At 66.0% G+C, this 22758-nt stretch carries 23 protein-coding genes; all 23 read right to left on the bottom strand.

Translation table 11 applies throughout. From position 1 onward, the window contains the following. Positions 1 to 3: 3 nt before the first annotated feature. Positions 4 to 1989: a conjugal transfer protein TraG gene (locus MKK51_RS17610; protein WP_243979113.1), complete on the bottom strand. Its 1986-nt coding sequence runs from the start codon at positions 1987 to 1989 to the stop codon at positions 4 to 6. Positions 1990 to 2014: 25 nt separating this feature from the next. Further along, a complete protein-coding gene (locus MKK51_RS17605) occupies positions 2015 to 3754 on the bottom strand; it encodes a relaxase/mobilization nuclease domain-containing protein (protein ID WP_243979112.1) in 1740 nt (579 codons plus the stop codon). A 244-nt stretch (positions 3755 to 3998) separates the two neighbouring features. Continuing rightward, on the bottom strand, positions 3999 to 4760 hold the full coding sequence (locus tag MKK51_RS17600) for a lytic transglycosylase domain-containing protein (RefSeq protein WP_243979111.1): 762 nt from the start codon (positions 4758 to 4760) through the stop codon (positions 3999 to 4001). A gap of 3 nt (positions 4761 to 4763) precedes the next feature. Next, a complete protein-coding gene (locus MKK51_RS17595; RefSeq protein WP_044418110.1) occupies positions 4764 to 5111 on the bottom strand; it encodes a DUF736 domain-containing protein in 348 nt (115 codons plus the stop codon). A gap of 46 nt (positions 5112 to 5157) precedes the next feature. Continuing rightward, positions 5158 to 5703: a S26 family signal peptidase gene (locus MKK51_RS17590; RefSeq protein WP_243979110.1), complete on the bottom strand. Its 546-nt coding sequence runs from the start codon at positions 5701 to 5703 to the stop codon at positions 5158 to 5160. After that, complete coding sequence (locus MKK51_RS17585; RefSeq protein ID WP_243979109.1) at positions 5700 to 6221, bottom strand: DUF2840 domain-containing protein; 522 nt, start codon at positions 6219 to 6221, stop codon at positions 5700 to 5702. Before MKK51_RS17585 ends, MKK51_RS17590 begins: the two co-directional genes overlap by 4 nt. After that, positions 6218 to 6469, bottom strand: coding sequence for a hypothetical protein (locus MKK51_RS17580; protein ID WP_243979108.1), 252 nt, complete (start codon positions 6467 to 6469; stop codon positions 6218 to 6220). Before MKK51_RS17580 ends, MKK51_RS17585 begins: the two co-directional genes overlap by 4 nt. Next, positions 6466 to 7104: a ParA family partition ATPase gene (parA, locus tag MKK51_RS17575; RefSeq protein WP_243979107.1), complete on the bottom strand. Its 639-nt coding sequence runs from the start codon at positions 7102 to 7104 to the stop codon at positions 6466 to 6468. The genes MKK51_RS17580 and parA overlap by 4 nt, the downstream gene beginning before the upstream one ends. Before the next feature lie 208 nt (positions 7105 to 7312). Continuing rightward, positions 7313 to 8200, bottom strand: a complete 888-nt coding sequence (locus MKK51_RS17570; protein ID WP_243979106.1) for a replication initiator protein A — start codon at positions 8198 to 8200, stop codon at positions 7313 to 7315. Positions 8201 to 8211: 11 nt separating this feature from the next. Next, positions 8212 to 8493: a helix-turn-helix transcriptional regulator gene (locus tag MKK51_RS17565; protein ID WP_243979105.1), complete on the bottom strand. Its 282-nt coding sequence runs from the start codon at positions 8491 to 8493 to the stop codon at positions 8212 to 8214. A gap of 125 nt (positions 8494 to 8618) precedes the next feature. After that, positions 8619 to 9005 (bottom strand): DUF2285 domain-containing protein, encoded by a 387-nt coding sequence (locus MKK51_RS17560; protein ID WP_243979104.1) that lies wholly within the window; start codon positions 9003 to 9005, stop codon positions 8619 to 8621. A 64-nt stretch (positions 9006 to 9069) separates the two neighbouring features. Continuing rightward, positions 9070 to 9384: a transcriptional regulator domain-containing protein gene (locus tag MKK51_RS17555; protein ID WP_243979103.1), complete on the bottom strand. Its 315-nt coding sequence runs from the start codon at positions 9382 to 9384 to the stop codon at positions 9070 to 9072. A 119-nt stretch (positions 9385 to 9503) separates the two neighbouring features. After that, on the bottom strand, positions 9504 to 9782 hold the full coding sequence (locus MKK51_RS17550) for a DNA -binding domain-containing protein (RefSeq protein WP_243979102.1): 279 nt from the start codon (positions 9780 to 9782) through the stop codon (positions 9504 to 9506). A 105-nt stretch (positions 9783 to 9887) separates the two neighbouring features. Then, on the bottom strand, positions 9888 to 10130 hold the full coding sequence (locus tag MKK51_RS17545) for a helix-turn-helix transcriptional regulator (protein ID WP_151040953.1): 243 nt from the start codon (positions 10128 to 10130) through the stop codon (positions 9888 to 9890). Between the two features lie 184 nt (positions 10131 to 10314). Further along, complete coding sequence (locus MKK51_RS17540) at positions 10315 to 10638, bottom strand: DUF736 domain-containing protein (RefSeq protein WP_091740156.1); 324 nt, start codon at positions 10636 to 10638, stop codon at positions 10315 to 10317. Positions 10639 to 11203: 565 nt separating this feature from the next. After that, the gene (locus tag MKK51_RS17535; protein WP_243979101.1) at positions 11204 to 11647 is read right to left on the bottom strand and encodes a hypothetical protein; all 444 of its coding nucleotides are present in this window, start codon (positions 11645 to 11647) and stop codon (positions 11204 to 11206) included. A gap of 140 nt (positions 11648 to 11787) precedes the next feature. Beyond that, on the bottom strand, positions 11788 to 11955 hold the full coding sequence (locus MKK51_RS17530) for a hypothetical protein (protein ID WP_243979100.1): 168 nt from the start codon (positions 11953 to 11955) through the stop codon (positions 11788 to 11790). A gap of 224 nt (positions 11956 to 12179) precedes the next feature. Beyond that, positions 12180 to 12758, bottom strand: a complete 579-nt coding sequence (locus MKK51_RS17525; protein ID WP_243979099.1) for a hypothetical protein — start codon at positions 12756 to 12758, stop codon at positions 12180 to 12182. 86 nt (positions 12759 to 12844) lie between these two features. Beyond that, positions 12845 to 13768 (bottom strand): DUF2493 domain-containing protein, encoded by a 924-nt coding sequence (locus MKK51_RS17520; protein WP_243979098.1) that lies wholly within the window; start codon positions 13766 to 13768, stop codon positions 12845 to 12847. Positions 13769 to 14082: 314 nt separating this feature from the next. Further along, on the bottom strand, positions 14083 to 15120 hold the full coding sequence (locus MKK51_RS17515; RefSeq protein ID WP_243979097.1) for a toprim domain-containing protein: 1038 nt from the start codon (positions 15118 to 15120) through the stop codon (positions 14083 to 14085). Next, positions 15120 to 19445 carry a strawberry notch family protein gene (locus MKK51_RS17510; RefSeq protein ID WP_243979096.1) on the bottom strand — a complete coding sequence of 1442 codons (4326 nt, stop codon included), beginning with the start codon at positions 19443 to 19445 and terminating at the stop codon, positions 15120 to 15122. Before MKK51_RS17510 ends, MKK51_RS17515 begins: the two co-directional genes overlap by 1 nt. Before the next feature lie 178 nt (positions 19446 to 19623). Continuing rightward, positions 19624 to 20181: a hypothetical protein gene (locus tag MKK51_RS17505; protein WP_243979095.1), complete on the bottom strand. Its 558-nt coding sequence runs from the start codon at positions 20179 to 20181 to the stop codon at positions 19624 to 19626. A 138-nt stretch (positions 20182 to 20319) separates the two neighbouring features. Beyond that, entirely contained in the window at positions 20320 to 22449 is a 2130-nt protein-coding gene (locus MKK51_RS17500; protein ID WP_243979094.1) for a ParB/RepB/Spo0J family partition protein, read from the bottom strand. Between the last annotated feature and the right edge of the window lie 309 nt (positions 22450 to 22758).

The following is a 22758-nucleotide window of genomic DNA, read 5'->3' as shown; positions in this document are numbered from 1 at the left end:
CTCCTACAGTTCGATCCCGTCACCCGGGTCGAGCGAGGCCTGACGGGCAACCTGGCGCATGGTCTGGTTCATGCGGCTGAGGCGCGCGGCATCCTCCTCCACGTCATTGAGAGGATCGATTTCGAACTCGTTTTCGATGACCGCCTTGCGCTCGATGGTTTTCGTTCGACTGAGTTCGGGCTGATGACGACGCTCGGATTCTGTCGGATCATCGTCCGACGCCTCCTGCGCCGCTATCGGTGCGTGGAGATCGGGCGCCGACGGCAGCGCCAGTGTGCTCCAGTCGTCGGCCTGACCTGTTCGCGGCTTCGTCAGGGTCGGCGGGGTCAGGATGCGCTCCTGAAGCCGTCGATCCTCATAGTATCGTGCCTTCTTCGCCCGGATCGGCGGGATGCCCGCGACCATGACGATCTCATCCGATGGGGGAAGCTGCATGATCTCGCCCGGCGTCAGAAGCTGCCGGGCAGTCTCGGAGCGCGAGACCATCAGATGCCCCAACCACGGCGACAGCCGGTGCCCGGCATAGTTCTTCATCGCCTTCATCTCGGTGGCTGTGCCGAGTGCGTCCGATACCCGCTTGGCGGTGCGTTCGTCGTTGGTGGCAAAGCTCACGCGAACATGGCAGTTGTCGAGAATCGAGTTGTTCGGCCCATAGGCCTTCTCGATCTGGTTCAGCGACTGTGCGATGAGGAAGGCCTTCAGGCCGTAACCCGCCATGAACGCCAGCGCGCTTTCGAAGAAGTCGAGGCGGCCGAGCGCGGGAAATTCGTCGAGCATGAGCAGCAGCCGATGGCGGCTGCCCTTCGCCTGGAGGTCCTCGGTCAAGCGGCGGCCGACCTGATTGAGGATCAGGCGGATGAGCGGCTTGGTGCGGTTGATGTCCGACGGCGGCACCACGAGGTAGAGCGTGGTCGGGTGCTTGCTGCCGACAATGTCCACGATGCGCCAATCGCAGCGGCGGGTGACCTCGGCGACGACCGGGTCTCGATAGAGTCCGAGGAACGACATCGCCGTCGACAGCACGCCGGACCGCTCGTTGTCGGATTTGTTGAGGAGTTCGCGGGCGGCGCTGGCGATCACCGGGTGCGGGCCGGCCTCGCCGAGGTGGGCCGTCTTCATCATCGCCGCGAGGGTCGACTCGATCGGCCGTTTCGGATCGGAGAGGAAGGCGGCGACGCCGGCCAGAGTCTTGTCGGCCTCGGCGTAGAGGACGTGCAGGATCGCGCCAACCAAGAGCGCGTGCGACGTCTTCTCCCAGTGATTTCGCTTCTCGAGCGACCCTTCCGGGTCGACGAGAATGTCGGCGATATTCTGCACGTCGCGGACTTCCCACTCGCCGCGCCGCACTTCGAGCAGCGGGTTGTAGGCCGCCGACTTCGCATTCGTCGGATCGAACAGCAGCACGCGGCCGTGGCGGGATCGAAAGCCTGCCGTCAGCGTCCAGTTCTCCCCCTTGATGTCGTGGACGATGGCGGAGCCCGGCCAGGTCAGCAGCGACGGCACGACGAGGCCGACGCCCTTGCCGGATCGCGTCGGAGCGAAGCACAGGACATGCTCGGGGCCATCGTGGCGGAGATAGTCTTTCTCGTGCTTGCCGAGCACGACGCCGTCGGGTCCGAGCAGCCCCGCTGCCTTCACCTCGTCAGGGCGCGCCCAGCGGGCCGAGCCGTAGGTCTCGACATTCTTGGCCTCGCGCGCTCGCCAGACCGACATGCCGATCGCGACCGCGATGGCGATGAAGCCACCAGAGGCGGCGATGTAAGCGCCCTCGACGAAGATCGGCGGGGCATAGGCATCATAGAAGTACCACCACCAGAAGAAGGCCGGGGGATAGTAGATCGGCCAGCCAGCCAGCTCGAACCACGGCTGCCCAAGCTGGGGCTGGAAGCCGAGCCGGTAGGCCGTCCATTGCGTCGCGGCCCAAGTCGTCATCAGCACGATAAGGCAGACGGTGATAAGCTGGCCCCACAGAATCTTGGTCGCCGACATGGCGGTTACTCCTTTCTTGATTGGGCTACATGCCGAGACCGCGTTTGCGGCCGAAGCTCCAGTCGACGCCCCCGGCGCCGCGTGAGACGCCGGAGACGTGCTGGCCAAGCTGGCGTTCGAGGGATGGCGTCCAGGGCACGAGCTGGAAGCCGAGCCCGTCGTCGATCATGGCGAAGCGGCCGGACGCGAGTGCGAAGCGCTGCCGATAGGTCCCTGCCACATACTCGCCTGTCCCGGCCTTGGTGAAAGGCCGGCCGGTCTCCGCCGCGAGCTTCTCGCCGAGGGCCTCTAGCTCGCGCTGGCGCAGTGTGTCGATCAGTCCGGGCGAGAAGCTGACGCCGCGCGTCTGCCGTTCGGCGAGCCCTTGGTTGATGAGATGTTCGGCTCGCCGATCCATCGCCTGACGCACCTCGGCGCCGAAGCCGCCCCCGCCGAGTGCGACGGGATCGCGGGCGATCGCCTGCCGGTCGAGCCAGGTCGCGCCGGTGGCGTTGACTTGGGCGGAGATATCGAGATCCGAGCGCACGGCGAGCGCGACCCGCCTGCGTCCCTGCGCATCGTCGAATTTCCGTAGTTCGACGATCGAGCCCGGCGCGCTGTCACCGGCCGCGTCGAGATCGGGCAGTTTGATGTGGTGCGTACGGCCGTCCGTGCCGTCGACGACGGCATAGGCCGTGCCCTTCAGCTCGTCGTCGAGGCCGCGGTCGACCAGCCGACCGATGACGGGATTGTCGAGGCTTTCGCCGGCGAGCACATAGCTGGCAGCGCCCCGCTCGATGCCGCGCTCTGTCAGCCCGCGATGGATGCGTTTGATGATATCGCCGCGCTCGCCCAGCTCACGCAGCGTTGCCTCGGCATTCTCCGATACGACCCACTGACCGGGGCCGACCTGATCGGCGAGCCCGAGCGTCTCCAACTTGCGCAGCCGGCCGACTTTCATCGCATGGAATTCGTCGGGCTGACGATCGGCGTGAGGGGCGAGATCGACGACACCCGTGCGATAGCTGTCGCGGGCAAGCTGCCGATCTAGGTTGGTCCAGCGTTCGGCATCGACCTGCCGTTCCAGATTGCGATGGATCTCGTGATCGGTGCGCGGCCCCAGCTCCTGCGTGACGAGATCCTGCGCGCGGGCGCGCATGCCTTCCTTGATGTAGTCGCGGGAGATAACGAGGTCCTGGCCGTCGTCCGTGCGCCCGCGCAGGATGATGTGGACGTGCGGATTGTCCGTGTTCCAGTGATCGACACCGACCCAATCGAGCTTGGTGCCGAGGTCGTTTTCCATCTGCCCCATCAGGTCGCGGGCGTAGGTCTTGAGGTCGGACATCTCCGTCGCGTCCTCGGGGGAGACGATGAACCGGAAATGATGCCGGTCGTCCTGGGTCCGCTCGGCGAAGGCCTTGGGATCGGCGTCTTCGGTCTCAGGACCGAACAGCCGGGCCTTCTCCCCATCCCGGGTAACGCCCTCGCGCCGGAGATAGCTGAGGTGCGCGCTGAGCGGCGCGGCGCGAGCGCCATGACGGACGACGCGCGTCTTGATGACAACGTTGCGCGATCGGCTGGTGAGCAATCGGTTCGCCTGCACGGTCGCGCGCTGACCGCGGCCGAACCGGGAGCGATTGCCTGTGCTGATCTGGCCGGAGCGCGAGACGCGGCCCCCGGCGCGCTGGGCGGCGGCGAGCGCTTGGGCGATGAAGGGCCGTGCCTGCTGCGCGCGGGTCGAGCGGATGCGGCCAGGCCGGATGCGGAAATCGTCCTCGCCGCTCATCGCCGAGAACCCGCACCTCGCGCAAACGCGCGGTAATCCCTGGCGAAATGGCAAGTGCGCAGGCTGCGCCGATCAGGCGCACCTCGCGCAAACGCGCCATAAGCCCCTGAAAACACACGACCGCACCAAGCCGCACATCGCCGGCTTTTATCTCGCCATCGTGCGGCTGTGCTGTCGTCTCCCCCTCTGCGGACCGCCTTCCGTCCGCCAGAGCACGCCATGGCCCGATCGGGTGCGAACGCGGTCATCGCGGACCACCGGAGACGCTGCGTGCAACGAAAAGGCCATCGGGGCGCGATGCCGACGTGCCTTGGTCGCGCTCCGGGGCGGCGGTAGTGGCGGCCGCTGGCTCGCCGTCGGACTGCACCGGCGCGGCAGGTCCACTACCAGCCGACTGCACGACGAAGAGGGGTGCCCGCGTCCAGGCAAGCGGGTCGGCGGCCGCGACCATGACGGGGCCGCTGAGTTCACCGCCGCCGACAATGGGGGCGAGCGTCGCGACATAGGCACGCGTTTCGGCCGGCAACGGGCGGCCAGCGAGATACTCTTCGTAGCGGCCTGGACCGGCATTATAGGCCGCCAGGAAGCCGGGCGATCCGTAGCGATCGTGCATCTCGCGCAGATACGCAGCGCCCGCGAGAATATTGTCGCGCGGGTCGTAGGGGTTGCCGCCGAGCCGATGCCGGACGCGCAAGTCGGCCCATGTGGCGGGCATGACCTGCATCAGGCCCATCGCGCCGGCCGAAGAGATGGCGCGCACGTCGCCTGCGCTCTCGACGCGCATGACGGCCCGAATCCATGCTTCGGGAACGCCGAAACGCTGCGCCGCCTCGGCGAGGTAAGCGCCATAGGGATCGCGGGATGACGGCCGCTCGGCCGGCGCCTGCTGCGCGTGTGCAGGGCCTGCGCCCGGCGCGAGAAGGATCAGGCCGGAAAGGAGAAGGAAGGATGCGCGCCGGAGGGTGATCCTCCCTCCTGCGGCAGGCAGGCTGCGGGCGATAAGCATCGCTCAGTCCCGCTCGCTGCGCTTGGGCGGGCGGTTCCAGTGCAGGCCCCAGGCGGCCTTGTCGTCGGCGGACTGGAAGAGATTGGCGCGGATCGGGTGCGCGAACGTCGGGTCGTCGAGCTGCAGCGAGACGTAGTCGCCCGCCTTCTCGCCGGTGCGTTTCCAGCCCGCGCCGATCTCCGCGCCGGTTTCGTTGCTCATGGTATCGAGGACATGGACGCGAAAGTCGGGCGCGTTCTCTGCATCAGATGGTTCGGCCGGAACGATGATGATGTCCTGGTGCAGGGACAGCGTCGTCAGGTGGCCGATGAAGCCATCGTTCTCGCGCATGAATTGACCGATCACGGACATTGGGTGTCTCCTTCAGATTGCGGTGAAGAGGGGCATGGGAGCGCCGTCACCGCGTCGGCGCGCGCCAGACGAAGCGGCCATCGCCGTCTTCATCGGTGTAGAGAGGGATGGCCCGGCCGATCACGGCGGAGGCCGGAAGCGGTCCGAAATAGCGGCCGTCGAGGCTGCCCCGGACCTGCCAGTTCATCAGGAACAGCTCGCCGTCAGCGACGACGCGGCAGCCCTGCCAGACGGGCAAGGGACGCCCGCTGCTGTCACGGTCGAGTGCCTCGCCGAGCTTCACGGCGTCGACGGTGATGTCATGACCGGCCCGGCAGACGCGCTGCCCTGGAAGCGCGGCGACGCGCTTCATCACGGGCACGCCGCGACCGATGTAGCCGCGCTCGACCATAAAGGATGCCAGCGGCTCGGGCGCGCGAATAGCGACCAGATCCGTAAGCTGCGGCGACGGGTCGGGATCGATGGTGTAGAGGCCGATCGGCGTGCTGGCGGAGGCGTTCCAGATGACCTTCGGCACGAAGGTGACGAGGGAGATCACGCCCATGACAGACACCGCGCAGGTCGTGGCGATGGCGTAGCCGAGCCGGATCATGCGCCAATCTCCCGACGAAGCAGGAAGGCGCGGTGACGCCGCAGTGAGTAGACGCGCGGCGCTTCGCCGGCGGCGAGACGGTTGTGGACGTGGCGCCAATGGTCGGGCGCGACGTCCACCGGATCGACGCCGCTCGTCTCGATGCCGTCGATGAGCTGGAGCACCCGCTCGACCTTCGGCCAGCTCTCGGCGCGCAGCAGCACCTCGCCGCCAGGCGTCACGGTTGGCACGGTCTGAAGGGGATGGCCGGGAGCGACAGCGCGCACGATGTCGAGCCGGGACAGCACGGTCCCGTGCTCGTTCGACGCCCACCGCACGAGGCCGAAAACCGCGCCGGGAGGGAAGAAGAGGATGCGGCGGCGGCGATCGAGGATCTGATCGCGCACGTCGCGGCCGAAGCGAATCCAGTGCTCCGTGTGCTTCTCGATCCAGACCAGTTCGACCTGAGTGAGATCGTCGGTCGGCGGCTCGGCGGCAGCACGGCTGACGCGTGTGGGCGAGGCGACAAGGCCGGTCATGATCCTTCTCCTGACGGGGGTGGGAATTCGCGCTCGAACAGCGCGCGCAGCATGTCGGCGACCGTCTGGCCGCGCTGGAAGGCGGCGATCTTGATGCGGCCGCGCATGTCCGCGGTGACGTCGATCGTCAGCCTGGCCGAGAAATCCTCGGCGGGCTGAACACGCTCGGGCTGGCGCTCTGGCGCCTTGATCCAGCTTTCGGCGTCGGGGCGGGTCGCGAAATTGCGTTTCGCGGATCGCTCACTCATGCGCCGATCCCCGCGACTTCAGCCGCGAGCGCGGCGATCTCGCGTGCCCCGGGGCAATCCTCGTCCTGCTCGGCAGCAAGCCGGCCGGTCTGCAAGGCGTCGGCGAAAACGATGCGCTGACCGATCGTGGTCGCGAGCAAGGGAGGGTCGTGATCCGCCAGCGTCTCGGCGGTCTCGCGGGCGAGCACGGTGCGGGCCGCGCAGCGGTTCAGTACGAAGCGCGCGGCGAGCTGCGGGCGATAGATGCGCGACTCGCCGAGCAGGCTCAGCATCTCTGCGGAAGCCCAGCCGTCGAGCGGCGAAGGCTGCACCGGGATCAGGACAAGGTCGGCGGCGAGGAGCGCCGAGCGCATGAGGCCGGCGACGCGCGGCGGACCGTCGATGACGACATGGTCGGCGTCGCGGGCCAGCTCCGGCGCCTCACGGTGGAGCGTATCGCGCGCCAGGCCGACGACACCGAACCGCCGCTCCAACCCCTCACGGCTTCGCTGCTGCGACCAGTCGAGCGCCGAGCCCTGGGGGTCGGCATCGATCAGCGTGACGCGCTTGCCACGGCGCGCCCATTCGCCGGCGAGATGCAGGGCCAGCGTCGTCTTGCCGACGCCACCCTTCTGGTTGAGCAGCGCGACGATCATGACGGTCTCCCGGCGATCGGGGACTCGTCCACAGCGGCCGAAAAGTGCGGTCGCGTTAGAAGAATTACGTAGTAATTCTGGTTAGATAAGTTACGGGGCCTGCAAATTGCTGATTCAGCAGGCGGATTCGGCGATTTCGGTCCCCGATAGCACGAGAGTCCGGTCCCCGATGGCACGATAGTGCCGGTCCCTGATAGCACGAGGTGTTTCACAGCTTATCCACAGGCTGGGGGTTGGCGCGACGACGACGGCGCGGCACGCCCAAGGCGTCCGGAGCGGTCGGTGCGAAGGAGAGGATTTCAGGACCGCCGAGGCACTGCTCGATGGTCAGGCGGTAGCCGGGCAACGGCTGGCGACGGACAATGTCGCGCAGGTCGTAGGCGAAATGCTTGAGCGGTGAGAGGCTGCCGGACTTGGCGTGGAGATGCGGGAAGTCGAAGCTCCAGCCGAACTCCTGTTTGCCGCCATGCTTGCGCACGAGGCGGTAGAGCCAGCGCTCCAACCCGCCCGTTAGGCCGAAATAGTTGCGGTCGATCGTCAGCACGAGCGCATCGTCGAGGACCGCGCCGTAGAACCAGTCAGGGACGATCAGCTCGAGGCCGAGCGGGCGGCCGCGATGGTCGGCGCGCTCCTTCCATTCGTTGATCCAGGAGAAGCGGTGCATCCGCCGGTCGGTCGGCTGGCGGATCGAGGTCGCGATGGTGGTCGACTGCAAGCGGTCCAGGGCTGCCTTCAGGCGGTCGTAGTCGCGCAGCGACACGCCGCGGCCGATGAAGTTGAGGATTTCGTAGGGGGTCGTCGCCATCAGTCGCGATGGACGCAGGCCGAGGTCGCGAGCTTCGACGATTTGCGAAGCAGCCCAGATCAGGACGTCGGCGTCCCAGATCGTGGCCATGCCATGTTCGGGCACGGCTTCGACACGGATCTTCACCGAGCCCGCCTTGAAGTCGATCGGCGCCAGGCGCTTCGACTTGGCCAGCGAGAAGAACGGATAGGCCATGAGGTCCTGGGCATCGCGCGGCGCGAGATCGCCGGGCAGCGCCCGGAACAGATCGAGCTGCGCGCGCTCCTCGCGATGGTGGGGTTGGAACGACATGGCCGGTCGTCTCAGCGCGGCTGGCGGCCGGCGAAGCGACGATCCGAAGGCTCCTGCCTCTTGGCGGGAAGTACCGTGCCGCGCGGATCGGAGGTCGAGCTGACGAGGCCGCGATCGGCCCAGGTCTGGAGATCGTCGATGGCATAGACGACTCGGCCGCCAAGCTTCCGATAGGCCGGGCCGGTGCCGTAGGTGCGGTGCTTCTCAAGCGTGCGCTCGGACAGTCCGAGGAAGCGGGCGGCTTCCTGCGTGCGTAGGTAGCGTGGCGGGATGCCGGCGGTAGTTTCGGCCATTGTCGAGCCTCCGTGGTCTCGTTGGGGGCCGCTGCCGTCAGGCGGCGGTTCGAGAGCACGGTGGCGCGAAGACGGCGGCCCGGACGATGTCGAAGTAAGCTGCTAAGATCGACACCCTAGCGGTGTCAGCGATCCCGGCGTGGGCGTCGAAGCAATGTGCGATAGCCGCCGCGAACGAGCTTCATGCCGTCGCGAGCGAGACGGATGGTGATTTCCCGGATCGGGTCGCCGACCCAGGATGCTGCGTCGATTTTGTGTTGGGGGAAGAGGTGCTCGGCAACGACGCGGTAGATGGCGCCGGCGTGTCGTGCGTCGATGGCGCGCAGCATCTGCCGCGCCCGCTGGTGTCGTTGCGGCGTCATGCGCGGATCGGCGGGCGCTGACCGACCTGTTGAAGCCGCCCAGAACCGTCCCAGCGCGGTCAGGCGGTCCGGTGTGAGTTCGTCGAGAGGGATGACAGCGGCGAGCGCCTTGTCCTCGATCGGACCTGCAAGCGTGATATCGAAGCGCACGCCCTTCATATCCAGCCGAAGCTGTGCGGCCGCTCGCTGAAGGACAGCGTGAATCCGAAGATCGTCAACGGTGAGATGCGATCCTTCGGACGGAGCCGGGCCGGTTTGGAGGATGATCGCCGCCGGATCGGTTTGCGGTGTCCAGAAGATCGGCTGGGCGAGAGCCGTGATGCGTGGGTCGGCTGCGAAAAGACAACCCCCATTGCTGGGCGAACGACGTCGCCGTTTTATCACTCAATCGCCCGGAGGACAGTAGTTCCTGAAAGGCGATCTTGTAATCCGGGTTGCGCCGCAGGAATTCCCAGGCGAGATCGCTTGTCGTGAGTTGATCGATATAGTCATAGGCGGCCTCGGACCGCCAACTTTCTTCCTCGGACATCCTCTGCTGCCTCCGCGCAATTGTTACGCAACGCGAGTTATGCGGTCGACACGATTCCAAGTTGAGTCGGTGCGGGGAAGAACGAAGTGGGCTCAACGTGATGCAGGTTCTGCATCACCTCAGTGCAGACGAGGGCCGAGAAGCTCGCCGTAGCCGCTTGTCGTCATCCATTTTGCGCGGGCGAGATGGGCGGTGTGGATGCGCGCGGCCCGCTCTGGTTCGGCTTCGGGACAGATTCCGAACAGCGCTTCCACGACTGCTTTCCAGTCCGCACCTTCGGCGTCTGCATCGAGAAGGCGCAGGTATAGCTTCAGATGAGCACGGTCATAGGCCGTGAGTGCTGCGCCGCCAGGCGGCTGGTCCAGAAAGTCTTCTATGGTCACTGCATCCCCCGACAACAGATGTATCCATTTTGAAGGGGATTGTTAACGATGTTTTGAATGCATTGCATCCCGGCGGCGCCGTCGCGTAAAGACCGGGTGGTGTGGGCATGCGCCCCTATGTCACGCTTCTCTCTTTGCATCGACCAGCATCAACCCCACGCCTTGGTCGGAGTTGAGGAAGACAATCCCGCCACGTTCGAAGGCGCGCCGAACCTCATCCCGCGTCGACTCGTACACCTCGAGGCCGCTTGCGGATTCGAGGCGCTTGAGCGCGGTCAGTGATACTCGGGCCTTGTCAGCGAGCGTCTCCTGCGTCCAACCCAGCAACGCGCGTGCGGCCCGCGATTGTCGGGCGGTGATCATGCATGATCACCTCCCACTCAGACCTACGCGCACGCCAGAACTACGACTATTATAGTCGTCCATGTGTCGCCTGACTACCCAAAAGCTGCTGCTGGGGTACCGTCGGGGCATCTGCGGCGTGAACTGATCCGGTTATCTCCGTGGCGAAGGCCCCGGCCTGTTCGGCCGGGGCCTTGCGCGGGCCTCAGTCGCCGCGCCGCCCGTTGGGCCGGGACCAGATCAGCGAGAAGCTCTCGTCCTCGTCGTCGAAGAGGTTGGCGTAGATGGGGGCGTTGAAGCTCGGATCGTCCAGCTTGAGGCCCAGATAGTCGCGGCCTTCGTTGGAGCGCTTGGACCAGGCGGCGCCGATCTCGGCGCGGCCAACCAGAACCCTGTGGCTGGGAGCGTTCTCGCCGGTGGCGCGCTGGTCGGGGACGATGCGCACGCCCTTGGCCTGGACGCTGAGGGTAACGATTTCGCCGGTGAACTCGTTCGAGCCGGTCTTCTTGAAGGTGCCGATGGTCGCCATTGTAAGTCTCCGTTTTCCGTTCCCGAGCCCGCACCATTGCGGCCTCGATGCCGATCGGCAGGCCGGAGGCGATCGACGGCGCACCCCGAAGGGGCCTGACAGCTAAGGAGGGCTTTCTTGTCTCGCGAGGAATGGCGGCGCAGCCGGCAGGGGAAGAAAATTTGACACGGCTGTTGCGTCATAGGCGATCGAGGCGAAGCCGGCCTTCGGCCAGATCAGGCCATTGAAGAGGCCGTTTGGAGCGGTTGAGGCACGGTCAGAGAACGGAGAAAATGGTGGCCGACCCGCACCGGCAGCCGGCGTCGTGGTAACACTCACAGGCTTCGTCTCCTCCCGGACGGGCATCGGCGCTGCATCCTGACCCGCCACCGTCAAACGGGAGATTGCCGCCCCGGATATTCGGTGTGCCGCCGAGACGTGGTCCTGCCAGGGTAACTGCTCCGACGAGGGCCGCTTCCCGGGGCCAGCGTCTTATCCGGGCTCCACCTTCCGATCCCAACAGCCTCAGACGAGGTGCGGTTGCCGCCTATCGCTGGTCTTGCCCTCGCAACGGCGACAATAACGATCAGGCTCGCGCGAGGTCCCGCCCGGACGGGCCCGGGGCCGCCGCCATTCCTGCGACCCGTATGAAGGCGGTGATGCCGACCGCGATCGCGCCAATGACGGAGAAGGTGATCTGCCATCCCTCGGAAGGCATGAGGTGCTTCACAATGCCATGCGTGGCGTGGAATCCAGCAATCGCCGACGGCGCGACAAAGGCGATGGCCACGATGAGCTTCAGCCACATCGGGCGGACGAAGGTGATAAGCAGGTGACCGGCCGCCAGCGTGAGGGCGGCGGCGACGGCTCCGACCAGGACGGCCCCGAGGATGCCGGCGCCGGTGTCGTGCGCCCAGGCGCCCGCGGTCACGCCGACGAACGCCGGCAGCGCGAAGACGGCCAGAGTGAACAGCAGCCAGCAAAGCAGGCCGATGGCTGCGAAGGATGCGAGTATTGCGAGGATGATCATGGTGGTGGCCTCCGCGAGAAATAGTCTGACGGTCGCGCCTCCACCACCACCATGGCGCGCTCAAACTATAGCTGAAAACCGGCTGCGCCGGGAGCGGAAATCGCGTGCGACTTCCGCGCGGCGGCGCCGGTTCGCCCCGGTTATGGGACGAAGGGATCGATCTCATGGACGATCGCGGCCATGTCGCCGTCGTATTCGCTGGCGGGCGTCACCGAGAGAGTGCCGTCGCCGGCCTGGAAGATGATGATGGCGGCCATCAGGGTGGTGGCGAGGCTGAAGGCGAAGGCGTGCGCGTCGTTGAGGGACATCGATCCGGCTCCTGTTTGAGCGGAGGACCATCCCCCGCTGACAGGCGCCCGAAGTGTCGGACTGAACGCTGCAATCACCGCGCAGGCGCAGCCGAAGCGGCGGCATGCTCGCATAGCCGACCCTTTACGGGTTGATGGCGTCAGGCGAACAGTCTGACCAAGGATCAGCGCAGATAAGCGGGGGTGGTTTTCGCGTCAGGAGCCGCGGTGATACCGGGAAAACGTCAGTCGAGTTCAATGGTCTTGCCACGGTCCTTTTCGAGCCGGTTCAAGTATTTGTTCAGGCTGATCGTGACGAAGTGCTCGGTGTGAGCGACAGCTTCCAGGAAGTCGGCGATCTCGTTGACGGGGACCGCCATCGTCCACAGGTGCCGGATGACGAGACGTTCGGGCTCGTCTTTCACTGCGAGGGTGAGGCGAACGATGTCCGACGCGTCCGTGTGCGCGGCGATCGAGTTACGCAGGCCAATGAGACGTTCATGGACCTGTTTTCCGTCGTCTGATCCTTCGTAGACCTTCTTTGCATCGAGCATCGGAATTCCCGATCCCGACGATGCATAGCAGCGACAGTAGGCCATGATCCCGGCGACGAAGAACGCCTGCTGGCGCAGCGAGTTTTCCAGCTCGCCGAGTTCGACCGGGTGGTCACGCACCCACTCGAAGTTGGTGCGCGCGTTGACGAGGTGCATCAGCATATGCGTCCACGACGAAAGACGCTCAAATCCGGGCGGATCGAGCGTGAAGCCCTCGGCGACGACAGGTGCCATATGGATTTTGTAGTCGTCATCCGTGATTGTGCTCATCGCATCCCGCGCTCCGTTCAGTGACTTAAGTAGAAACATTGCGCGCTGCGATCCAGCGATTCAGTCGTCTTGCCGGCAGGCGGCGCTCAAGCGCCGCCGAACTTCCAGACCGGGATGCCGAGCTTCTTCGCCTTGTCGGCGAGGTTGTCGTTGATGCCGGTGCCGGGGAAGTGCATCACGCCCTTGGGCAGGATTTCCAGCATCTCGTCGTTACGTTTGAAGGGCGCTGCGCGGCCGTGCTTCGTCCAGTCGGGAGCGAAACCGATCTGCGGCACGTTCCGGTTCGTCGCCCAAAGGGATGCGATCTTCTCGGCGCCCTTCGGCGACTTGCCGTGCATCAGCACCATGTCCGGGTGCTTTTCATGCACCTGGTCGAGCTTGGCCCAGATCAGGCGGTGATCGTTGAAGTCGAGCCCGCCGGTGACGAGGATTTTCGGACCAGGGGGAAGAAGGATCGTCTGCTCGGCGCGCCGCTTCGCTGCCAGGAAGTCGCGGCTGTCAATCATCGCCGAGGTGAGATTGCGGTGGTTGACCCTTGACCCGCTGCGCGGAAGCCAGGTCTTGCCGACGTGGCGTTCGTAGTGTTCGGCCGCCTGGTCGCGCATCAGTTCGAAGGCGTTCTGGCGTTCGATTAGAGTCTGACCCTCGGCGATGTGGCGCTCGAGTTCGACCCCCTTCACTTCGCTGCCGTCCTGTTCACGCTGTCCGCGGCGTTGCGCCTGCTCGTTGTCGTCGAGTTCGCGCGCGATCCGGTCGGTGGCGCGGTGAAAGACGTTGACCGTCGACCAGAGGAGATCATCGAGGTCGGGTTCGAGGCGAGTGTCTTCCAGCGTCCCGATCAGGGCGTCGAAGATGTCCGAGATAGCGCCCGCGACCGCATTGCCATCGGGCAAGAGCCGCTGGTCGGGTTCATCCTCGAAGGGACGATAGCCGTGGAGCTGAAGCTCATAGAGGACATGGTCGGTCGGTGATGAGGCGTGATGCGGTTCGAAGTCGTCGTGCTCGCTCATGGGATGCTCCGTCGGTTGGACCGCGACCGTCGCGGCCTTCATGGCGACGAAAGCCGGCGGGCGGGCCGGCCCGGCACCCGGAGCGCAGCGCAGGGCCGGAGCGTTAGCAGAGGATGGCGAAGGCCGGCGATTTTGCCTCGCGATGGAAAGGCGCGGCACGCGCCGCCGGAAAATCGTCGGCCGCAGCCATTGTCGGGCGGGACCGTTTGCTGGCCGATCGCCCTCTCGAAGGCCGAGGCGCGGTCCCCCTCCGATGGTTGGTGCATCCGCGCGAGCATGACGATGCACCGCCATTGCCGCTCTCGCGTGCCGGGTTATGCCGCCAGCGCCATGAACCTTGCGACGTCCTGAGGTGCGATCTGCATCCGCGATTTCTGCCGGAAATGCTCGATGCCCAAGGCGCAGAGATCCTCGTTGAAGTCGCCGAGCGCCGGCGAGATGACGATCGCATCGATCCCGACGGCGTTGGCCCGTTCGATCAGACTGTCACGCGCACCATCACCGGCCGGATCATTGTCGCGCACGATATAGAGCCGTCGCAGCGTATCGGGGAACAGGATGGCAGCGAGATGGGCCGCTGAGAGCGCCGCCAGCATCGGCATGTCGGGAAGCACCTGTCGGAGCGACAGCACGGTCTCGATGCCTTCGCCGGCCGCCATGACCTCGCCACCGAGGCCGAAGCGCACCGCGTTGCCGAGCAGATCACCCATCGCTCGCCTCGGCGTGTCGATCGGCGCCTTGTTCCGCGATCGGGGATCGAGCCAGGTCCGATGCGCACCTGTGATTTTGCCGTCGAGATCGGTGACGGCGGCGATCATCGCGGGCCAGGTCTCGGTCGGCGCGTGTTCGTCGGGCCGATAGTAGCAGCGTGGATGGAAGCGAAGGCTTCCGGTTCCGCGTAAATCTGTAATCCCGCGTTCCCGTAAATACGCTTGCACGATTGTGCCCGAAATCGGCTGCGACATGCCGATGAGACGCCGTGCTGCTTCCGGCGAGCCGCTCGGTGCAGGACGTAGTGGCTCCTGGCATCGTGGCTCGGGCTCGGGTGGCGGCATGCTGAGGAAGGTGCGCGCCTCGTCGGCCACGTCCTTGAAGTCGATCAGGCCGCAGCTTTCACGGATGACATCGAGGAGATCGCCATGTTCGCCGGTGGCGGCGTCGGTCCATTTGCCCGCGACACCTTTCGGCGAATCCTTGAGCCGGACATACATCGAGCGGCCGGGCGTGTTGCGAACATCGCCGACGAGCCAGTAACGGCCCTCGCGATGCCCGCTCGACAGGTAGTGGCGGCATACCACCTCGGCCAGCCGGCCGAGACTGTGCGCGAGATCGGAAGCGTCGTGCCGGGCCATCACGCAGCCTCCCGCTCGGAGATGCGCGCAACGGGAAAGGTGTCGAGCAGCTTGGCGAGGGTGGCGGGACCGGAAGCTTCGACGGGCACGAAGAAGCGCAGCTTCCACGAGATGATCTCGCTGAACAGGCCATAGGCGCGCAGTCGATCGCGCATCGCATCGGTGAAGCCTGACAGCTCGATACGGTTGATCCCCATCACCCGGGCGCGGCGCAACTGCATGCCCCCAGTGAGATCGAGGACGGTCGTGCCGTCGATCAGCGCTGTGAAGGCGGCATCTGGCGTGAGCGTGCTGGCGCCCATGGTGCCGGCGTTCGCGGCCCAGGCGGGCGAGACGCGGCAACCGATGATGCGCTCGCCGGCATCGGTCTGAAGCCGATAGACCCGCGTCGACTCGTTCGGCAGCCGCTTCCAGATCGGCAGGAGCAGGCCGGCGACGATGTGGATCGTACTGTCGGAGAACTCCGGCACCTCGTTCAGCTCTGCCCACCACGCAGAGGCGAAGGCGGCGCGATCGGCTTCCTCCCAATGGCTCTCGTCCATCATCCGCAGGGGCGCATATTGCTGCTCCATCGGCCGGATCAGGCAGACGCGCCGCTCGATCTCGCCATCGTCGAGCATCATCGACGGTGAGGGAACCTGCACCGCGGCGCGGCCGGAGCGACCGTTGACCAGCAGCCGAGCCCGAGGATCGGAAAGCTGGCCGAGCACATCGGCCAAAGCCGTCGGCCGATTGCGCTCCCGACGGGTGATGGTCAGCAGCCGCGTTTCAGCGCCAGTGCCCGGATGCGTGTGGATCACCTGGCTGTCGGTGACGATGAAGCTCTCGGCCTGCAGCGTCTCCAACCCGACATCATAGATGCCGCTCCGGATCGCGCCCTCGATCTTGGCGGTGAGGAGCTGCTCGAACGCCGTGAAGAGCACGCCCTGCAGATCGATGGTCAGCGCCAGGAGCCTGTTGAGGAAGGTGGTGATCGGCGGCAGATCATCCTTGATGCCGTTGTCGTCCATCAGCTTCAGGCCGGTGGCCGACTCGAAGCGGTCGAGCGAGCAGCTCTCAACCTTACCGCGCACCAGCAGGAGATAGAGCTGCCGGAGCGCATCGCGCGCGTAGTGCGATTCCAGATTGTCCTCGGGCCGAAACAGGCCCTGGCCGCCGGTCTGGCGCTGGCCGCGCGTGATGGCGCCCAGCGTGTCGAGCCGGCGCGCGATCGTCGAGAGGAAGCGCTTCTCAGCCTTCACGTCGGTCGCGATCGGCCGGAACAGCGGCGGCTGCGCCTGGTTCGTCCGATTGGTGCGGCCGAGCCCCTGGATTGCGGCGTCGGCCTTCCAGCCCGGCTCAAGCAGATAGTGGACGCGCAGGCGCTGGTTCCGCGCCGCGAGATCGGCGTGGTAGCTGCGACCGGTGCCGCCGGCGTCTGAGAACACGAGCACGCGCTTCTGATCGTCCATGAACGCGGCGGCTTCTGCGAGATTGGCGGAGGCGGCGCGGTTCTCCACGGCAAGCCGCTCGCCCTTGCGCACCACGCGGCGCGAGCGGCCCGTCACCTCGGCCACCATGTCGGTGCCGAAGCGCTGGACGATCTGGTCGAGCGCGCCGGGCACGGGCGTCAGCGAGGCGAGGCGTTCGATCAGCTCGTCTCGCCGCGCGGCAGCTTCGCGGCTTTCGACGGGCTGACCGTCCCGGTAGACCGGACGCGACGACAGGTTGCCCTCGCTGTCGGTGAATGGCTCGTAGAGCTGCACCGGGAAGGAATGGGCGAGGTAATCCAGGACATATTCCCTGGGCGTGATGTCCACCCGGACGTCGTTCCATTCCTCGGTCGGGATCTCGGCGAGACGCCGTTCCATCAGCGCTTCGCCGGTCGACACGATCTGGATCACGGCGGAATGGCCATCGGCCAGGTCCCGCTCGATCGACCGGACCAGTGTCGGGGTCTTCATGCTGGTCAGCAGATGGCCGAAGAACCGCTGCTTGGCGGATTCGAAGGCCGAGCGTGCGGCCGACTTCGCCTGCCGGTTCAGCGTGCCGCTGTCGCCGGTGATGTTGGCGGCCTGCATCGCCGCGCCGAGATGATTGTGGATGATGGTGAATGCGCCGGCATAGGCATCGTAGATGCGGGTCTGCTCGGGCGTGAGCTGGTGCTCGAGCAACTGATATTCGACGCCATCGTAGGACAGCGATCGTGATGTGTAGAGGCCGAGCGAGCGCAGATCGCGCGCCAGCACTTCCATGGCCGCGACGCCGCCATTCTCAACCGCCTCGACGAATTCCGCTCGGTTGGCGAAGGGGAAGTCCTCGCCGCCCCACAGGCCGAGCCGCTGGGCGTAGACGAGATTGTGGACGGTGGTCGCGCCGGTTGCGGAGACGTATACGACGCGCGCGTTCGGCAGGGCGTGCTGGAGGCGCAAGCCCGCACGGCCCTGCTGCGAGGGGGCGACATCGCCCCGTTCTCCCTTGCCGCCACCGGCGTTCTGCATGGCGTGGCTTTCGTCGAAAATGATCACTCCGTCGAAATCGGAGCCCAACCATTCGACGATCTGCTTGACGCGCGAAAGCTTCTCGCCGCGGTCGTCGGACCGTAGCGTGGCGTAGGTGGTGAAAAGGATGCCTTCCGCGAGACGGATCGCGGTGCCCTGCGGGAAACGCGACAGCGGTGTGACCAGAAGCCGCTCCATGCCGAGCGCGGACCAGTCGCGCTGGGCGTCCTCGAGCAGCTTGTCCGATTTGGAGATCCAGACCGCCTTACGCCGGCCCTGGAGCCAGTTGTCGAGGATGATCCCTGCCGACTGGCGGCCCTTGCCGGCGCCGGTGCCGTCGCCGAGCATGAAACCTTTGCGGAAGCGGACGGCGTTTTGCGCGTCGTCGGGCGCGGCCGAGACGAGATCGCAGGTCTGGTCCACGGTCCAGGCGCCGGCGAGATAGTCGCCATGCGCCTCGCCGGCATAGATCACTGTCTCGAGCTGGGCGTCGGACAGCACGCCGTCGCTGACGATATGGGCGAGAAGCACTGGCCGATAGCTCGGCTTCGGCGGCGCGACCGACGCCATCGCGGCCGATTGCACGAGTTTGGTGGGATGCGATTGTGCGAGGGGAATGCGGATCGACTGGAGCGCATAGGTCTCGTAGATCGAGTCCGACAGGCGACCACCCTCCGGCGGAGTCCAGTCGATCGTCTCATAGTCGAGAGGCATGCCTTCGGGCTGAGCCATGCGGCGCGCAGGCGCCGCGGACGCGGCCCGGGCGGGATAGCTGCGCACGGTGCGCGGCGCGACCGCCGTGTTCGCGATCGTCGTCGGCAGCGATACCGGCAACCGGGCCGGAACCTGCTGGTCGATCCATGCGAGCAGGGTCGCGACGTCGGGCGCGAGGCCGGCAGAATCCGGAAAGCGGGTGACGTCCTCGGCCGGCGCCTTGTCGATGACGGTCAGGCGCGTCTCGATGGTCGCGCCATGCTTGGCATAGGCCGAGCCCGCGACGGCGGCCGTGAACACGACGCGCCCGCGCTCCTGCAGGCGGATGAAGGCGTCGCGCCAGGCAGGCAGCTCGGGCGAGAAGTTCGCCCCCGTGATGGTGACCAGGCGGCCGCCATCGGCGAGACGCGCCAGGGCCGAGGCGATATGGCGATAGGCGGCGTCGGCAACTCGTCCGGTGACGTTCGCCATCACCGAGAATGGCGGGTTCATGATGATGACGCTGGGAACGACCGTCCGATCGAGGTGATCGTCGATCTGGGCGGCGTCGAAGTGAGTGACGGGGCTTGCCGGAAAGAGTGAGGTGAGGAGATCGGCACGCGTGTCGGCAAGCTCGTTGAGGATGAGCGCGGAACCGGCGATCTCGGCGAGGATCGCAAGCAGGCCGGTCCCGGCCGAAGGTTCCAGCACGCGGTCGGTCGAAGTCAGCGAAGCTGCGGTCAGGGCGGCGAGACCGAGCGGGACCGGCGTCGAGAATTGCTGGAAGGCCTGAGCTTCTTCTGAGCGACGCGTGTGCGTCGGCAGAAGGGTGACGATCTTGATCAGCGCGGAAAGGCGTGAAGCCGGGGAAGCGACTTTGCGGAAAAGCGCCTTTCCGTATTTGCGCAGGAAGAGGACCGTCGCGACCTCGCAAGCGTCATAGGCCGTCTTCCAGTCCCAAGCGCCGGCCGCGTCGGACGCGCCGAAGGCCGCCTCCATGGCGGCGCGCAGGGTGGCAGCGTCAACCGGACGGCCTTGTTCGAGATGGGGGACGAGGTGCTCGGCGGCGAGCAGGGCAGCGGCCGATACCGCTTCGGGCGCGAGCCGAAGCGGGGCCGCGGGCTCGACGGCAGGGATCAGGGAGTGGAGCATGGCGGAAACCTCGGAGAGAAGGACACGGTCGAGCTGGTCCGGCGCTCTCTCTCGACCGGACGGGCTCAAACCCGTCCCGGCCGTCCTCTTGCTCTCGAACTCCCCGAGTTGGGCACCGTCCGCCGCGGGCAAAAAAAAAGCCCGGCTTTCGCCGGGCCTCCTTTGGGATCTGCCGCGGTCAGTGAGGCCGCTTCATTTCTTGCGCCATGGCCTCGACGACCAGCTCGAACCGCTCGGGATCGCGAACCGCGTCCTTGAGGCGGTCGGTCCACTCGGGATGAGCCTGAGTCCAGTCCATCATCATACGCGGATCGACGCCCCGATATTTGATGAGAAAGTTGCTGATCTTCGCCGGGATGAAGCTCGCGACCGATGCGGCATTGGTCGGCTTTGCGCGCGCCAAGATGATGAAGGCACGCGAGAAGCTCTGGAGATCGTCTTCGTCGGCGAGCTTCGTCATCAGATCGAGGACCGCTCCGGAAGAATGCGTGTAGGCGGCCGAGCCGTGCTCGGCGATCGCCTGGGCGATGCGGATCTGGGTTTCTGGTGTCACTGTTTTTACCTCGTTGTGGAGGCCTTCGAGCGCTTCGGCTTTCTTTCGACGCTCATCGGCCAGGTTGCGGATATCCTCGGCGTCCTTTTCGGTTGGGACCCAGACCTTCACCTCCTGCCATCCAGCAGCGACGCGGATTTCGCGTTGCTTCTGGACGCGGGAGAGCGGCTTCTTGTCGGTCATGGGAGATCCTCGCAATCTGGAACATCATGCGGTGGTACGATGCATGGTGGTACAGAATAAGGTGGTACGGTAAGTTGGGTTTGTCAAGGACCCGATGCGAGAAGAGTGGAGGGGGCGGCCGAAACCGCCCCGCGAACGTCACTCTGCGGCGACCAAGGTGACCGGGTCCTCTTCTGCATCGGCGGCCTCCGCGTCCTCCTGGTCGGAGGAGAGGAATTGCGGCAGCTCGATTGCCGCGTCGACCTCGCCCATGGAGAGGTGAACAGCGCTCGGCTCGTCGGCGACCAGGCGCATGGGCTCCGGCAGCCAGCCGGTGTCGGCCAAAAGGCGCTCGGCCTCCTTGGCCATGTCGCCTTTCTTCAGGTGGTCGATGAGTTGGGCGGCCTGCTCGCCGGCGCCTTCGCGAACTGCCTGAAGGATGCGGGGCTTGGTGACGCGGCCCAGATAGTTGCCGACGGTCGGACGCCAACCGACGTCCACCATATCGAGGCCAGTGGCGCGGGCCAGTCGGTCGGCCTGGCCGAGCCGCATGTCGAGGTCGTGCTGCGAGACGCCGCTCCCGCCATAGGGGTTCGGCTTCTCGTAGAGCGCGTTGACGCCGTAGCTCACGCAATGCGCTAGGAGCGCCATGCGGCTCGTGTCGTCGAGGGCCGTCAGCCAGTCCCACAGCGCGTCATCTTCGGCGGGAATGTCGCCTGCCCAGCCCTCGTGGCGCTCATGCACCGCGCGGGCCGATGGGCTGTCCTTCAACGCGTCGTCCTGCACCGGGAAGAAGACGTGACTGACAGAAGCCTCCATGGCGCCCTTGTACATGCGGTGCTGGAAGGTGTCGGAAACCAGCTTGTGCAGGAGCGCGGTCATCGCGACATTCGGATTGTCGGCCAGCGCATTGCGTAGCGCCAGGGTGCGATGGGCCGTCAGTTCGGTGACGAGGCGATCCGGCAGCGGCTTGATCGCATCGTCCTCGTCGTCCTCCGACTCGGCAGGTTGGCCGCCGATCGTGATCACGGCCCGCTGCGCGACGGGCTCGGCCGGAGCGCCATGGACTTCCACGTCATCGTCGCCCTCGGAGACGGTCGGCGCCTCGTCCTCGGGTCGGACGTAGCCGCGATCGATCTCGAGCTGGCCGTCATGCGCGATGCTGATGAAGACGCCCGCGCGGGCGATGTCGTTGGTCTCGTAGCGGACCGGCCGCGCGTTGAGGGCGGCAAGTGCCGTCTCGATCTCGCCGAGCCGCTGATCGACTTCGTCCGGCAGCTCGTCGGCGCCCTCATATTCGGACTCGAGCTTCTGCTGCTCGCCGATGAGCGCGTCGATCGTTGACTGTTCTTCGGCGGTCAGGTCGAGCGGCTCGCCCTGAAGTTCGCGCAGGCCGCGGGGCGCGTCATAGGGGAAGCTGACCGCGACCTCGATCCACTTCCAGCCTTCGGCGGCGACCTCCTCGGCCATGGCCTTCAGCTTCTCGGCGACCAAGCGGTCAAGGAGCGCCGGGTCCTGCAGCCAGCCGCCATCGTCGGACTGGAAGAGGTCGCGCATGGTAACGCCGCCGGCCGCTTGATAGTCCTCGATGCCGACGAAGACGGCACGCTTGTCCGAGGCGCGCACCGTGGTCTCGGTAAGCATGCGGCGGATCTGGTACGGCTCCTTCGACCAAGCGTCCTTGATCGCCTCCCAGACCTGTTCTTGGCGGGTGTGGTCGTTAGACACGGTGAATGCCATGAGCTGCTCCAGCGTCATGCCGTCCTCGGCATAGATTTCGAGCAGTGCGGGCGACGCCGATGCCAGCCGGAGACGCTGCTTCACGACCTGTGCCGGTACGAAGAAGGCCGAGGCGATCTCTTCCTCGCTCATGCCCCTGTCGCGCATGTCCTGGAAGGCACGGAACTGGTCGAGGGGATGCAGCGGCGCGCGCTCGATATTCTCGGCCAGCGACACCTCTTCGGGGAGGATCGCGCCGTCAGGGTCGCGGACAACGCAGGGCACGGGTGCGACCTTGGCGAGGCGCTTCTGCTTTACCAGCATCTCCAGCGCGCGGAAGCGTCGGCCGCCGGCGGGCACCTCGAACATGCCGGTCTCAACGCCCTCGGCGTCGACCACCGGGAAGACGCTGAGGCTCTGGATCAGGCCGCGTCGGGCGATCGAGGCCGCAAGGTCATCGATCGAGACGCCGGCCTTCACGCGCCGGACGTTGGACTGGCTGAGCACCAGCTTGTTGAAGGGGATGTCGCGCGAGGACGACAGGGTGATCTTCTGAACGGCAGTAGCCATCGGGATGTACTCCGCGACGGGCGGCCGAGAGCCTCTCTCTCGACCTCCAACCCGTCACGAAATCCCGTCCGCTCTCTTCCTCTACTTCCGACGACGCCCACCACTGACGCCGACACGAATCGAAAGCCTCTGCCGCGCGTCACGGAGGTAATCTCGATAGGTCACGGTCTGCGAGACCGATTGACGATATCCGTTGCTCAGTGCGATCGCGATGAGGCCGCGCGGGGGCTTTAACGTCCCACTGGCCTCGGCTTGCGCAAAGAGGCGCTTCGCAAGCGCAATTTCTGCATCGGAATAGGGGGCTGACTT

The organism is Methylobacterium sp. E-045 (assembly GCF_022829685.1).
Lineage (GTDB): Bacteria > Pseudomonadota > Alphaproteobacteria > Rhizobiales > Beijerinckiaceae > Methylobacterium.
Note: the sequence above shows the minus strand (reverse complement) of the source record. Positions and strands in the feature narration are given on the sequence as shown.

Coding starts and splice junctions, on each gene's coding strand:
- MKK51_RS17600 (WP_243979111.1), bottom strand. CDS start 4,760: ATGCTTATCGCCCGCAGCCTGCCTGCCGCAGGAGGGAGGATCACCCTC.
- MKK51_RS17565 (WP_243979105.1), bottom strand. CDS start 8,493: ATGGCCGAAACTACCGCCGGCATCCCGCCACGCTACCTACGCACGCAG.
- MKK51_RS17610 (WP_243979113.1), bottom strand. CDS start 1,989: ATGTCGGCGACCAAGATTCTGTGGGGCCAGCTTATCACCGTCTGCCTT.
- MKK51_RS17520 (WP_243979098.1), bottom strand. CDS start 13,768: ATGAGCGAGCACGACGACTTCGAACCGCATCACGCCTCATCACCGACC.
- MKK51_RS17595 (WP_044418110.1), bottom strand. CDS start 5,111: ATGTCCGTGATCGGTCAATTCATGCGCGAGAACGATGGCTTCATCGGC.
- MKK51_RS17580 (WP_243979108.1), bottom strand. CDS start 6,469: ATGAGTGAGCGATCCGCGAAACGCAATTTCGCGACCCGCCCCGACGCC.
- MKK51_RS17590 (WP_243979110.1), bottom strand. CDS start 5,703: ATGATCCGGCTCGGCTACGCCATCGCCACGACCTGCGCGGTGTCTGTC.
- MKK51_RS17585 (WP_243979109.1), bottom strand. CDS start 6,221: ATGACCGGCCTTGTCGCCTCGCCCACACGCGTCAGCCGTGCTGCCGCC.
- MKK51_RS17540 (WP_091740156.1), bottom strand. CDS start 10,638: ATGGCGACCATCGGCACCTTCAAGAAGACCGGCTCGAACGAGTTCACC.
- parA (WP_243979107.1), bottom strand. CDS start 7,104: ATGATCGTCGCGCTGCTCAACCAGAAGGGTGGCGTCGGCAAGACGACG.
- MKK51_RS17530 (WP_243979100.1), bottom strand. CDS start 11,955: ATGTCCCTCAACGACGCGCACGCCTTCGCCTTCAGCCTCGCCACCACC.
- MKK51_RS17570 (WP_243979106.1), bottom strand. CDS start 8,200: ATGTCGTTCCAACCCCACCATCGCGAGGAGCGCGCGCAGCTCGATCTG.
- MKK51_RS17545 (WP_151040953.1), bottom strand. CDS start 10,130: ATGATCACCGCCCGACAATCGCGGGCCGCACGCGCGTTGCTGGGTTGG.
- MKK51_RS17535 (WP_243979101.1), bottom strand. CDS start 11,647: ATGATCATCCTCGCAATACTCGCATCCTTCGCAGCCATCGGCCTGCTT.
- MKK51_RS17605 (WP_243979112.1), bottom strand. CDS start 3,754: ATGAGCGGCGAGGACGATTTCCGCATCCGGCCTGGCCGCATCCGCTCG.
- MKK51_RS17505 (WP_243979095.1), bottom strand. CDS start 20,181: ATGACCGACAAGAAGCCGCTCTCCCGCGTCCAGAAGCAACGCGAAATC.
- MKK51_RS17555 (WP_243979103.1), bottom strand. CDS start 9,384: ATGTCCGAGGAAGAAAGTTGGCGGTCCGAGGCCGCCTATGACTATATC.
- MKK51_RS17525 (WP_243979099.1), bottom strand. CDS start 12,758: ATGAGCACAATCACGGATGACGACTACAAAATCCATATGGCACCTGTC.
- MKK51_RS17510 (WP_243979096.1), bottom strand. CDS start 19,445: ATGCTCCACTCCCTGATCCCTGCCGTCGAGCCCGCGGCCCCGCTTCGG.
- MKK51_RS17500 (WP_243979094.1), bottom strand. CDS start 22,449: ATGGCTACTGCCGTTCAGAAGATCACCCTGTCGTCCTCGCGCGACATC.
- MKK51_RS17515 (WP_243979097.1), bottom strand. CDS start 15,120: ATGGCCCGGCACGACGCTTCCGATCTCGCGCACAGTCTCGGCCGGCTG.